The 12456-nt window shown below is 67.4% G+C and carries 13 protein-coding genes; 8 read left to right on the top strand and 5 right to left on the bottom strand.

The features are described from left to right. Positions 1 to 27: 27 nt before the first annotated feature. Positions 28 to 792: a transcriptional regulator GlcC gene (gene glcC / locus C4K27_RS11370; protein WP_053260496.1), complete on the bottom strand. Its 765-nt coding sequence runs from the start codon at positions 790 to 792 to the stop codon at positions 28 to 30. Between the two features lie 25 nt (positions 793 to 817). Between glcC and C4K27_RS11365 the strand changes: the two genes are divergently transcribed. From C4K27_RS11365 to C4K27_RS11345, 5 genes are read left to right on the top strand one after another with little or no spacing between them, the layout of a single operon-like run. Then, the gene (locus tag C4K27_RS11365; protein WP_053260495.1) at positions 818 to 997 is read left to right on the top strand and encodes a hypothetical protein; all 180 of its coding nucleotides are present in this window, start codon (positions 818 to 820) and stop codon (positions 995 to 997) included. Between the two features lie 29 nt (positions 998 to 1026). Next, entirely contained in the window at positions 1027 to 2526 is a 1500-nt protein-coding gene (gene glcD, locus C4K27_RS11360; protein ID WP_053260494.1) for a glycolate oxidase subunit GlcD, read from the top strand. Beyond that, the gene (glcE, locus tag C4K27_RS11355) at positions 2526 to 3590 is read left to right on the top strand and encodes a glycolate oxidase subunit GlcE (RefSeq protein ID WP_053260493.1); all 1065 of its coding nucleotides are present in this window, start codon (positions 2526 to 2528) and stop codon (positions 3588 to 3590) included. The genes glcD and glcE overlap by 1 nt, the downstream gene beginning before the upstream one ends. 14 nt (positions 3591 to 3604) lie before the next feature. Then, positions 3605 to 4855 carry a glycolate oxidase subunit GlcF gene (glcF, locus tag C4K27_RS11350; RefSeq protein WP_053260492.1) on the top strand — a complete coding sequence of 417 codons (1251 nt, stop codon included), beginning with the start codon at positions 3605 to 3607 and terminating at the stop codon, positions 4853 to 4855. Positions 4856 to 4867: 12 nt separating this feature from the next. Then, positions 4868 to 5269, top strand: a complete 402-nt coding sequence (locus C4K27_RS11345) for a heme-binding protein (RefSeq protein ID WP_053260491.1) — start codon at positions 4868 to 4870, stop codon at positions 5267 to 5269. A 100-nt stretch (positions 5270 to 5369) separates the two neighbouring features. Here the strand turns inward: C4K27_RS11345 and C4K27_RS11340 are convergent, their stop codons facing one another. Next, a complete protein-coding gene (locus C4K27_RS11340; protein WP_053260490.1) occupies positions 5370 to 6689 on the bottom strand; it encodes an Nramp family divalent metal transporter in 1320 nt (439 codons plus the stop codon). Between the two features lie 254 nt (positions 6690 to 6943). Here C4K27_RS11340 and C4K27_RS11335 point away from each other — a divergent pair, with 254 nt between their 5' ends. The 3 genes from C4K27_RS11335 to C4K27_RS11325 all read left to right on the top strand — a co-directional run bounded on the left by C4K27_RS11335 (position 6944) and on the right by C4K27_RS11325 (position 9400). Continuing rightward, a complete protein-coding gene (locus tag C4K27_RS11335) occupies positions 6944 to 7720 on the top strand; it encodes an AraC family transcriptional regulator (RefSeq protein WP_053260489.1) in 777 nt (258 codons plus the stop codon). Between the two features lie 60 nt (positions 7721 to 7780). Then, complete coding sequence (yddG, locus tag C4K27_RS11330) at positions 7781 to 8686, top strand: aromatic amino acid exporter YddG (RefSeq protein ID WP_053260488.1); 906 nt, start codon at positions 7781 to 7783, stop codon at positions 8684 to 8686. 138 nt (positions 8687 to 8824) lie between these two features. Then, on the top strand, positions 8825 to 9400 hold the full coding sequence (locus C4K27_RS11325; protein WP_053260487.1) for a DcrB/PsbP domain-containing protein: 576 nt from the start codon (positions 8825 to 8827) through the stop codon (positions 9398 to 9400). Between the two features lie 36 nt (positions 9401 to 9436). Here C4K27_RS11325 and C4K27_RS11320 read toward each other — a convergent pair whose 3' ends face one another. From C4K27_RS11320 to C4K27_RS11310, 3 genes are all read right to left on the bottom strand, one after another. Continuing rightward, the gene (locus C4K27_RS11320) at positions 9437 to 10153 is read right to left on the bottom strand and encodes an alpha/beta hydrolase (protein ID WP_053260486.1); all 717 of its coding nucleotides are present in this window, start codon (positions 10151 to 10153) and stop codon (positions 9437 to 9439) included. Between the two features lie 89 nt (positions 10154 to 10242). Continuing rightward, the gene (locus tag C4K27_RS11315; RefSeq protein WP_053260485.1) at positions 10243 to 11355 is read right to left on the bottom strand and encodes a succinylglutamate desuccinylase/aspartoacylase family protein; all 1113 of its coding nucleotides are present in this window, start codon (positions 11353 to 11355) and stop codon (positions 10243 to 10245) included. 295 nt (positions 11356 to 11650) lie between these two features. Beyond that, positions 11651 to 12430, bottom strand: coding sequence for an ABC transporter substrate-binding protein (locus tag C4K27_RS11310; RefSeq protein WP_053260484.1), 780 nt, complete (start codon positions 12428 to 12430; stop codon positions 11651 to 11653). Positions 12431 to 12456: the final 26 nt, after the last annotated feature.

Here is a 12456-nt window from a genome sequence, read left to right as displayed (position 1 = left end):
CGCCATTGGCCCCTGGTCGCGGCGGCTTCAGTTCCAGCCTTCCAGGCGCAAGGTCGCGCGCACCAAGCGCTGCTCTTCGTTTTCGATCTCCCGCAGGTTGTCGCAGAGGCCCTGGATATGCGCGATGGCGGCCTTGCGCGCCTGCTCCGGCAGGCGTCCGGTGACGGCGTTGTAGAGCCGCGCGTGCTGGCGGTCGATCTGGCGCTTCTGCGCCTGGCGGTGGTAGAGGTTGTTGACCGAGGCGAACACCGAATTGAGCAGCAGGTCGGTCAGCGAGCGCAGGGTCTGCACCAGCACCGGGTTGTGCGAAGCCTCGCAGATCGCCAGGTGGAAAGCGTGATCCAGGCGCGCGTGGGCCGAGGCATCAAGGGCCTGGTCGTGGGCGTCCAGCAGCGCCTGGTAAGCACGGCCGATCAGCACGAAATCGGCCTCGGTGCCGCGCAACGCCGCCAGCCGCGCCGACTCGCCTTCCAGCAGGCTGCGCACTTCGAACAGGTCGTAGAGGGTGCGCGGCTGGGAGCTGAACAGGTGCATCAGCGCCGAGGTCGTACCCTGCCCCGACAGTTGGGCGACAAACGAGCCCTTGCCCTGTTCGGTTTCGATGATGCCCCGCGCCCGCAGCAGCTTCAGGCCCTCGCGCAAGGCCGTGCGCGACACCCCGAGTTTTTCCGTCAGGCGCCGCTCCGAGGGCAGCAGTTGGCCGGTCTTGAGTACGCCGTCGACGATCAGGCGTTCGATGCGTTCACACACCACATCCGCCACCTGGTGCCGGCCCGAATCGCTCCTGTGCATGCGCCCTCCACTGGTATGACCAGCCGTGAAGAAAAAACCCGATCAAACGGACCGCCAGGCCATCCTGCTGATATACCTGGCTTTTTATAAAAAACCCGGCATCGACGACAAAACAAACTGGTTCGACCAGCGTTCGGCCCCGTGGACAGTAAGGCCAGCCGGGCCAATGATGCAACTGAGCGGCCTGCCCCTGCCGGCCGCCTAATAAAAACAACTCAGGGTCGTCAGCCACCCATGAATATCCTCTACGACGAACGCGTCGACGGCGCGCTGCCTAGCGTCGATAAAGCGGCATTGCTCCAAGCGCTGCACCAGCGCCTGCCCGACCTCGACCTGCTGCACCAGACGGAAGACCTCAAGCCCTACGAATGCGACGGCCTCTCGGCCTATCGCACCACGCCGATGCTGGTGGCCCTGCCGCGGCATATCGAGCAGGTGCAGGAGCTGCTGCGGATCTGCCATGAACGGCGCGTGCCGGTGGTCGCCCGCGGTGCCGGCACCGGCCTCTCCGGTGGCGCCCTGCCCCTGGAACAGGGCGTGCTGCTGGTGATGGCGCGCTTCAACCAGATCCTGCATATCGACCCCGCCGCCCGCACCGCGCGGGTCCAGCCCGGGGTGCGCAACCTGGCGATCTCCCAGGCCGCCGCGCCGTTCGGCCTGTACTACGCCCCCGACCCGTCCTCGCAGATCGCCTGCTCGATCGGCGGCAACGTCGCGGAAAACGCCGGCGGCGTGCATTGCCTGAAATACGGCCTGACCGTGCACAACCTGCTCAAGGTGGAGATCCTCAGCGTCGAAGGCGAACGCCTGACCCTGGGTAGCGACGCCTTGGACGCGCCAGGCTTCGACCTGCTGGCGCTGTTCACCGGCTCCGAAGGCCTGCTCGGGATCATCACCGAAGTCACGGTCAAGCTGCTGCCCAAGCCGCAACTGGCCAAGGTGCTGCTGGCGGCCTTCGACTCGGTGGAAAAAGCCGGCCGTGCGGTGGCCGATATCATCGCCGCCGGCATCATCCCCGGCGGCCTGGAAATGATGGACAACCTGGCGCTCCGCGCCGCCGAGGACTTCATTCACGCCGGTTACCCGGTGGACGCCGAGGCCATCCTGCTGTGCGAACTGGACGGTGTCGAAGCCGATGTCCACGACGACTGCGACCGGGTCCGCGCGGTGCTCGAACGGGCCGGCGCCACCGAGGTCCGCCAGGCCCGCGACGAAGCCGAACGGGTGCGTTTCTGGGCCGGGCGCAAGAACGCCTTCCCGGCGGTAGGCCGGCTGTCGCCGGACTACTACTGCATGGACGGCACCATTCCGCGCCGCGCACTGCCGGGGGTGCTCAAGGCCATCGCCGCGCTGGCCGCCGAATACCAGCTGCGGGTGGCCAATGTGTTCCATGCCGGCGACGGCAATATGCACCCGTTGATCCTGTTCGACGCCAACCAGCCCGGCGAACTGGACCGCGCCGAAGCCCTGGGCGGCAGGATCCTCGAACTGTGCGTAGCGGTCGGCGGCAGCATCACCGGCGAACACGGGGTCGGCCGGGAGAAAATCAACCAGATGTGCGCCCAGTTCAACAGCGACGAGCTGAGCCTGTTCCACGCGGTCAAGGCGGCCTTCGACCCCGGCGGCCTGCTCAACCCCGGCAAGAACATCCCGACCCTGCACCGCTGCGCCGAATTCGGCGCCATGCATGTGCACGCCGGACAATTGCCCTTCCCCGAGCTGGAGCGTTTCTGATGACGGCACTCGCGGATAACGACGCCAGCGGCGAACTGCTGGAACAGGTCGGGCAGGCGCTGGCCGGCAATACCCCGCTGCTGATCCAGGGCGGCAACAGCAAGGCCTTTCTCGGGCGGATGAGTGCTGGAGAAGTGCTCGACACCCGCGGCCATCGCGGCATCGTCAGCTACGACCCCACCGAGCTGGTGGTGACGGTCCGCGCCGGCACGCCGCTTGCGGAACTGCTGGCCACGCTGGACGCCGCCGGGCAAATGCTGGCCTGCGAACCGCCGGCCTTCGGCGACGGCGCCACGGTCGGCGGCATGGTCGCCACCGGCTTGTCCGGCCCGCGGCGGCCCTGGGCCGGCTCGGTGCGCGACTTTGTCCTCGGCAGCCGGGTGATCACCGGCACCGGCAAGCTCCTGCGCTTTGGCGGCGAGGTGATGAAAAACGTCGCCGGCTACGACCTCTCGCGCTTGCTGGTGGGCAGCTACGGTTGCCTGGGAGTGCTCACCGAGGTGTCGCTCAAGGTCCTGCCCAAACCGCGCCAGTGCCTCAGCCTGAGCCTGGAAATGGACAGCGCCAAGGCCCTGGCCCGGCTCGCCGACTGGGGCCAGCAACCGCTGCCCATCAGCGCCGCCAGCCATGACGGCCAGCGCCTGCACCTGCGCCTGGAGGGCGGCGAAGGTTCGGTGGCCGCGGCCCGCGACCGCCTGGGTGGCGAGCCCTTGGCGGCCGATTACTGGGCCAACCTCAACGAACAACGGCTGGCATTCTTCGACGAAGGCCTGCCGTTATGGCGCCTGTCGCTGCCCAATAACACGGGACTTCTGGAGCTGCCCGGCCAGCAGTTAATAGATTGGGCCGGCGCCCAGCGCTGGCTGAAATCCGCGGCGCCCGCGGAGCGCATCCGCAGCCTGGTCGAGCGCGTCGGCGGTCATGCCACCTGCTACAGCCACGGCCTGGTGGACAGCCCGTTCCAGCCACTGCCGGCAGTGCTGCTGCGCTACCACCGCCAGCTCAAGGCGCAACTGGACCCGCAAGGGATCTTCAACCCCGGCCGGCTCTACGCCGAGCTCTGATCGGAGACCTGAGCATGCAAACCACCCTGAGCGAACAGGCGCGCCAGCTGCCCCGCGCCGCGGAGGCCGAGAGCATCCTGCGCACCTGTGTGCACTGCGGTTTCTGCAACGCCACCTGCCCCACCTATCAGTTGCTGGGCGATGAGCTGGACGGACCGCGGGGGCGCATCTACCTGATCAAGCAGGTGCTGGAAGGCCACGAGGCCACGGCCAAGACCCAGCTGCACCTGGACCGCTGCCTGTCGTGCCGCAACTGCGAAACCACCTGCCCGTCCGGGGTGGATTACCACAACCTGCTGGACATCGGCCGCGCCGTGGTCGATGCCGCCGTGCCCCGGCCCCTCGGCCAGCGCCTGCTGCGCCAGGGCCTGCGCGCCCTGGCGCCGAACCCGGCGCTGTTCAAGGCGCTGCTCGGCACCGGCGCCACCTTGCGTCCGTGGCTGCCCGAGGCCGTGCAAGGCAAGCTGCCGCGCCAGGTGCAGCCGGCCAAGGCGCGTCCGACCACGGCCCACGTGCGGCGTGTCTTGCTGCTGGAAGGCTGCGTGCAAGCGAGCCTGTCGCCCAATACCAATGCGGCGACGGCGCGGGTCCTCGACCGCCTGGGCATTGCCGTGCAAGCCGTGAGCGAAGCCGGCTGCTGTGGCGCCGTGGATTACCACCTGGACGCCCAGGAGGCCGGCCTGGAGCGGGCCCGGCGCAATATCGACGCCTGGTGGCCGCACCTGGAAAACGGTGCCGAAGCCCTGGTGCAGACCGCCAGCGGCTGCGGCGCCTTCATCAAGGATTACGGCCACCTGCTGGCCCACGACCCGCGTTATGCCGCCCGCGCCGAGCGGGTCAGCGCCCTGGCCCGGGACCTGGTGGAAGTGCTGCGCGACGAACCGCTGGAACAGTTGCACGCCCACAGCGACCAGCGCCTGGCCTTCCACTGCCCGTGCAGCCTGCAGCACGCGCAGAAACTCGGCGGCGCGGTGGAGGCAGTGCTCAAGCGCCTGGGTTTCGAACTCACCGAGGTGCCCGACAGCCACCTGTGCTGCGGCTCGGCGGGCACCTACTCGCTGACCCAGCCCGAGCTGGCGCGGCAACTGCGCGACAACAAGCTCAATGCCCTGGAAAGCGGCCGGCCCGAAGTCATAACCACCGCCAATATCGGCTGCCAGACCCACCTCGACGGTGCCGGGCGCACCCCGGTGCGGCACTGGATCGAGCTGGTCGAGGCCGCCCTGCCGCCCCTGAATGCTTCCCATCAATCAGCTACGCCCTGAAAGGAGCACGCCATGCACAGCAAAGCCGTACTGGGTCAGCGCGAAGTCCAGCGCATTCTGATCGCCGCGCGGGACGAGGCCGAGCGCAACCAATGGGCGGTGAGCATCGCCATCGTCGACGACGGCGGCCATCCGCTGGCCCTCGAACGCCTGGACGGCTGCGCGCCGGTCAGCGCCTACATCGCCATGGAAAAAGCCCGCACCGCGGCCCTCGGCCGACGCGAGTCCAAGGGTTATGAAGAGATGGTCAATGGCGGGCGCACCGCGTTTCTCTCGGCGCCCCTGCTGACCTCGCTGGAAGGCGGCGTGCCCGTGGTGTTCGACGGCCAGGTGATCGGCGCAGTCGGGGTGTCCGGGGTCAAGTCCGGGGAGGATGCCCTGGTGGCGCGGTTCGCTGCCCAGGCGTTGGATTGAAGCTTGGGCCGGTCGGCCTGGGTTTGAGGACCGCTGCGCGGTCCATCGCGAGCAAGCTTCGCTCCTACAGAAGCAGGAGCGGGCCGGCCAATCCTTCGGCTCACACCACCAACTGTGCAATCAACCAGGCATTGGCGCCGCTGATAACGGCGAACAGGCTCCAGGCGAGGATGCGGGTCGGCCAGCGGTTGACGAACACGCCCATCAACCGGGGGTCGCTGGTCATGCGGATCAGCGGGTAGAGGGCGAACGGCAGTTGCAGGCTGAGCACCACCTGGCTCAGCACCAGCAACTGGCCGACCGCGCCGTCGCCCATCAGCCACACGCCGACGAACGCCGGCACCAGCGCCAGGCCGCGGGTGATCAGGCGCCGCTGCCAGCACGGCAGGCGCAGGTTCAGGTAGCCCTCCATGATCACCTGGCCGGCGATGGTGCCGGTAAAGGTCGAGCTCTGCCCCGAGGCCAGCAAGGCCACGCCGAACAGCACGCTGGCCAGCGCCCCGCCCACCAGCGGATCGAGCAGGTGATAGGCGTCCTGCAGCTCCACCACCTCGGTGTGCCCGGTGCCATGGAAGGCCGCGGCGGCGAGGATCAGGATCGCCGCGTTGACCAGCAGCGCCAGGGCCAGGGAGCCGATGGTATCGATGCGCGCCAGCTTGATCGCATCCCGCCGGCTGGCCTCGTCCCGGCCCACCAGGCGGGTCTGCACGATGGAAGTGTGCAGGTACAGGTTATGCGGCATCACGGTGGCGCCGAGGATGCCGATCGCCAGGTACAGCGGCGCGGCTTCGCTGATCGCCGCCAGCGACGGCGTGAAGCCCCGCGCCACGTCCGGCCAGTAGGGTTTGATCAACAGCAGCTCGACGAAAAAGCACAGGCCGATGGTGCCCACCAGCACCAGCATGATCGCCTCCAGGCGGCGGAAGCCACGGTTCTGCAGGGCGAGAATCAACAGGGTGTCGAAGGCGGTGATGACAATCCCGGTGGTCAGCGAAACGCCGAGCAACAGGTGGAACGCCAGGGCGCAACCCAGTACCTCGGCAAGGTCGGTGGCGATGATCGACACCTCCGCCAGCAGCCACTGGGTGCGCGCCGTGCGGGTGCTGTAGCGCTGCCGGCAAAGCTGTGCCAGGTCGCGCCCGGTGGCGATGCCCAGGCGCGAACACAGGCACTGCACGGCCATGCCCGCAAGGCTCGCCAGCAGCACCACGAACAGCAGGTTGTAGCCATAGCGCGAGCCGGCCTCGATGGCGGTGGCCCAGTTGCCCGGGTCCATGTAGCCGATGGAAATCAGCAGGCCGGGGCCGGCGAAACGCAGGATGCGCTTGAACAGTGGTGCCTTGGGATCGACAACGATGGTGCCGGCGACTTCCGGCGGGCAAAAGGGCGCGGTACCGACTTTGGGGAGAGTGAATTTCACGCGGGCATCCGTAAGGCTGGAACGGTGGCCCAGCTTAGACGTTTCAGCGAACCGGCCCAAGCCTTGATAGCGCCCTGCCCCGGCCTTTTGCAGCCTGCCTCTGTAGGAGCGAAGCTGGCTCGCGATAGCGGCATATCAGTCACCACCACAGATGAGCCGCCCCCTTTTCCCAAACTACCCTACACCGACCGGCCGCTCCTACAGCGCCCGTATTTTCAGGCATGATGCGGGGCAGCCATCCGCGGAGCCGCGCCATGAACACTCCAGCCCAACCCACTGTCGCCCTGGCGATGCGTTCGTATTCCGGGCAGGTCGAGCTGCACCATCACAATTTTCCGCAGATCGTGCTGCCGCAGTCGGGGGCGATGGAGATCGAGGTGGACGGCCGTGGCGGCAAGGTCGATGCCAGCCAGGGCGTGGTGATTGCGCCGGGAGCCCGGCATAGCTTCCTGGCCGAGCGCCGTAACACCTTTCTGGTGCTCGACCTGGATAGCCCCGGCAACGAGGCGCCTCTGGCCGATAGCCGCTTCTTCGCCATCGACCCGCAGATCCGCCACCTGCTCGGCTATGCCAGCCACAGCGGCGCGTTGCTCAGCTCCTCCAGCCCGGTCGCCAGCGCCTGGAGCGCCCTGCTGCTGGCCTGCCTGGCCCGCCCGACGCCGAGCGCGCCGCAACGCCAGACGCTGGTGCGGGCCCTGACCTACATCGAGCAGCACCTGGGCAGCCCGCTAAGCGCCCGCGCCATCGCCCAGGCCGCGGGGGTCAGCGAGCGCAGCCTGTACCTGCTGTTCGAGCGGGACATGCACAGCACGCCTTTCGCCTACATTTCGACCCTGCGCCTGGACCGCGCCATCGACCTGCTCGGCCGTACCCTGCTGCCCATCAGCGAGATCGCCCAGCGGGTCGGCTACGCCGATCAGAGTGCCCTGACCCACGCCTTGAAGAAGGCGCGCAACCAGACCCCGGCCGCCCTGCGCAAGGCCGCTCGCGACGCCCAGGCGCAGGCTGCGACAAGAGTTCGGCAGGCCTGATCAATACCGCCGTCGCGGCGCCTTCTATGCTGGCCACACCGCCCTTGCCTCGGTGTGTCTATGACCGCAATCCACTCAACCCGCCTCGCCCCCTCCCGCAGCGGCGCCGCCACCGCCATCGGCATGATCGCGGTGTTCCTCTGGTCATGCCTGGCGCTGCTGACTACCCTCACCGCCGGCATTCCACCCTTCCAGTTGCTGGCCCTGAGCTTCGCCGTGGCCTGTGGCGCCAGCCTGGTGCTACTGGGCCTGCAGGGACGCGCCGGTTTTCGTGGCTGGCGCCAGCCCTGGCCGGTCTGGGCCCTGGGGTTCGGCGGGATCTTTGCCTACCACGCGCTGTATTTCTTCGCCCTGAAAGCCGCGCCGGCTGCCGAGGCCAGCCTGATCGCCTACCTCTGGCCGTTGCTGATCGTGTTACTGGCGGCCAGGGCCGGCGGCGAACCGCTGCGCGGCCGGCAACTGACCGGTGCCTTGCTGGGGCTGGCCGGCACCGCGTTCATCATGCAGCAGCGCGCTTCCAGCCAGGTCGGCGCGATGCCGGTGGCGGGTTACCTGGCGGCGTTCGGCTGCGCCCTGGTGTGGTCCGGCTACTCGGTGCTCAACCGCCGTTTCAGCAGCGTGCCCAGCAGCCTGATCGGCGGCATCTGCGGGCTGGTGGCGCTGGCCGGGCTGCTCTGCCACCTGATGTTCGAAAGCCCGGTGCAACCGGACCTCAAGCAATGGCTGGCGATCCTCGGCCTGGGGCTGGGCCCGGTCGGCCTGGCCTTCTTCGCCTGGGACCACGCCACCAAACACGGCAACCTGGCCACGCTCGGCGCGCTGTCGTACCTGGCGCCGTTGATCTCCACCCTGCTGCTGATCGTCATCGGGCAAAGCCCGGCCAGTGTGTGGCTGCTGGTGCCGGCGTTGCTGATTATCGCCGGGGCGGTGCTGGCGACGTCGGGAGCCCGTTCTGCCCAGGGTTGAGGAGCGTCCGATAAGCCCCACGAGGCTGCGCCCGCGCCCTTTTATCCGAAATTTCGCGTCACCGCATATCCCGCTGGAGTGCCCCGCGACAGCCATGGGAAGATGCGCGCCCCAACGCGCTCACTCTGGAGAATCTGCATGTCCCTGTTCGGTAAACACGCCGCGGTCCTGGTCCTGGCGGCGCTAGCCGGCTTCAGTGCCCTGGAGGTGTCCGCGGCCCAGCCGACGAACAACAAGGCCAAGGTCGAGACCGTCTCGATGCTCGGCGGCAAGTTCAAGTTCAGCCTGCCCAAGGGTTTCATCGCCAACCCGCTGCCGGCCGGCGACGAAGCCAGCGGCACCGCCGGCGCCACTGGCACTATGTACACCAACGCCAGCACCAAGACCGTGGTCATCGCCGCGCAGAACCTGATCCCCGATGCAGTGCAGGCCAAGGACAACGACGCGCAGTTCCTCGACAGCGCGGTGTCGGGTTTCCTCTCGCAGCAGGCGGCGGCCCTGCCGGACTTCAGCAAGCAGAGCGAAAAAAGCATGACCCGCGGCGGCCTCGGCCTGCGCCAGATCGACAGCACCGCGACCCAGGGCGGCGGCATGACCCAGAGCTCCACCCTGCTGGCCGGCTCGGGTAACCGCATGGCGGTGGTGCAGGTGATTTCGCGGATCGGCGACAAGGCCAATCACGACAAGCTGGTCAGCCAGATCGTCGGCAAGTAAGCGCAGCGGCACAGCGGCCGCGGCGGGTTCACGGCTTCAAGGGTTGAGGCTGAGCAACCAGCGGTTCAGGTCCTGGAGCTCGGTGTCGCTGATGGTGTGACCAATGCCCGGGTAGGCATGGAATTGCGGAGCCAGGCCCAGGCCGCGCAACAGGCTGTCGGCCTCGGAGCCGTCGCTGTAAGGCAGGCGCATATCCGCGGTGCCATGGGCGATGAAGATCGCCAGCCGCTCCAGGCCCGCTCCGCTCTTGAGCTGCGAGCGCAGCACCGGCAGGATCTTCCCGCTCAGGGCGGCGATCCCGCGGACCGCCTGGGGATGGCGCAGACCCAGCTCGTAGGCCATGATCGCGCCCTGGCTGAAGCCCACCAGGAACACCCGGTCGGCGCGGGTGTGGTACTTGGCGAGCGCCTGCCGCACGAACTCGTCGATCAGCTTGGCACTGTCGGCCAGCTCGGCGGTCACGCCGTCGTAAGCGCCTTCGCCCTGCTTGTGAAACCACTGGTAACTGCCCTCTTCCACGGTCTGCGGTGCCCGTACCGAGAGGTAGGTGTAATCCGCCGGCAACCCATCCTTGAGGCCGAACAGGTCTTCTTCGTTGCTGCCGTAGCCGTGGAGAAAAATCACCAAAGGCCGGTCGCGGGAATCGGCCGCGGCCTGTTCCAGGTAGAGCAGCGGCAGGTCGTCGTGCAGCACCGTCTGCGCCTGGGCAGTGGCGCAAACACTTAGCAGCAACAGGGCCAGGAACTTGAACATGGGACGTCCTTCCGGGTGGGCAGGCCTGGCGGTGTGGCCAGGCCTGCAAGCAGGGGAAACGCTCGGCCATCATCAGGCCGGCGCACGTCTCAATCGTTGCTCAGCTTGCCGCTGCGGATCGGCTCGCGGCCGGCGACCTTGGCCTGCCAGATGCCCGGCTCGGTGTAGCGGCTGCGGTCCAGGGCAAACAGCACGCCGCTGGTGGCGGCACGCACCACGCTGACGATGTCGTTCAGCGGGTCGACCACCTCGAAGATTGCGTCGCCCCGCTCCACCCATTCGCCAGCCTCACGCAGGAAGCTGACCACCCCATGGTGCGGGGCAAACAGGTATTGGGTGCCTTCGAACGGCATGCCCTCGCAGCAGGCATCCGGGGTCGCCGGCCATTGGCCGTCGATAAACCCCTGCTCGGCGAGAAAACCGAGGATCGCTTCACAGTTGGCCTGGGCCTGTTCGACCCGGGTGTCGCCCATGCTGCCCAGCTCCAGGGTGGTGGCGAGGTTGGCCGGGGGAATCGCCGCCCGCGGGAAGTCGCGGGCCAGGCGCAGCCAGGGCGTGGAGCAGGATTCGTCGAACGAGCTGCCGCCGGAGTCTTCGCAGAGCAGCGCCACCCCGGCCTTCAGCCGCGCGGCCAGGGATTGCCAGCGTGGCCAGTGCTGAGGCAATGCGTAGAGGTGGATCGCCGCTTCGAAATCGCAGTGCAGGTCGAGGGTGATCTCGGCGTCGCAGGCATGGCGCAGCAGCAGGCGTTGCAGGGCCTGGAGTTGCGAGGTCGGGGCTGGCAGGCGGTCGAGGACGTCGCCCATGGTCTGGCGGATCAAGGCGACGTTGGCCGCCGCATCGCTGCCCAGGCGGTCACCGATCAGGTCGCCCACCGGGCCGCTGAGTTCGACGAAGGCGCGGTTGAAGTTCTTCCCGCTGCCGCTTTCGAAACGTCCCAGGTGGCTGCTTTGCAGGTGCTGGTCGAGGCCGATGGGGTTGGCCACCGGCACCAGCTCGATCACGCCCTTGAGTTGCCCCTGGGCTTCCAGTTCGCTCAGGCGTTTTTTCAGTTCCCAGGCGGTGCGCATGCCCGGCAATTCGTCGGCGTGCAGGCTCGCCTGGATATAGACCTTGCGGCTGCCGCCGCCAAAACGGAACACGCTGAGCTGGCGCTGGGTGCCCAGGTGGCTCCAGGGCAGGGAATGGTCGATGCGTTGCATGAAGGGCTCCGGAAGAAAAATGGAGTTCGGCGGGGACCGTAGCCTGAGGCATTTGCGCGGCCGTGAAAAGGTCGTCGTCCGCTGCCGGGTGGCGCGGGCTTCTGTAGCCGCTGCCGCAGGCTGCGATAAGGCCGAAGGCCTTCAGCGATCTCAAGGTCCCTGCGCGCCCTGCGGGGTCGATCGCAGCCTCGCGGGCTCGGCAGCGGCTACAGGAGCGCCCCATCGCACGGGGTAAATAGCACTCATGAAAAAGGCGGCCCCGGTAAACGGCAGCCGCCTTTTTCAGCCCGGCGAATTACTCGCCGTAGACGTCGAACTTGAAGTACTTGTCCTGCACGGCCTTGTACTTGCCGTTGGCGCGGATCTCAGTAATGGCGGTGTTGAATTTCTCGGCCAGGGCGGTATCGCCCTTGCGCACGGCGATGCCGGCGCCGCCACCGAAGTACTTCGGATCGTTGTACTCGGGACCGACGAAGGCGAAGCCCTTGCCGGCGTCGGTTTTCAGGAAGCCGTCGTCGAGGTTGACCGAGTCGGCCAGCAGCGCGTCGATGCGACCGGACACCATGTCCAGGTTGGCTTCCTGCTGGGAGCCGTAACGCACCAGGTTGATCCCGGCCGGCACCAGCACCTCGGTGGCGAATCGGTCATGGGTACTGGCGCGCAGCACCCCGACTTTCTTGCCCTTGAGCTCGGTCAGCGGGTCCTTGACCTCGGTACCTTCCTTCATCACGAAGCGGGCCGGGGTGTGGTAGTACTTGATGGTGAAGTCGACGTTCTTCTTGCGGTCGTCGGTGATGGTCATGGACGACAGGATGGCGTCGATCTTGCGCACTTTCAGCGCCGGGATCAGGCCGTCGAATTCCTGCTCGACCCAGGTGCATTTGACGTTCATCTGCTCGCACAGCGCGTCGCCGATATCCACGTCGAAACCGGTGAGCTTGCCGTCGGGGGTCTTCATCGAGAATGGCGGGTAGCCGGCTTCGATACCGATGCGGATCGGCTTGGCATCGTCAGCCACGGCGCTCAGGGACAGCATGGACAGTGCCAGGGCACCGAACAGTACAAGCTTCTTCATTTATAACTCCCGTAGACGGAGGCTTT

The organism is Pseudomonas chlororaphis subsp. chlororaphis, assembly GCF_003945765.1.
GTDB lineage: Bacteria > Pseudomonadota > Gammaproteobacteria > Pseudomonadales > Pseudomonadaceae > Aquipseudomonas > Aquipseudomonas chlororaphis.
Note: the sequence above shows the minus strand (reverse complement) of the source record. Positions and strands in the feature narration are given on the sequence as shown.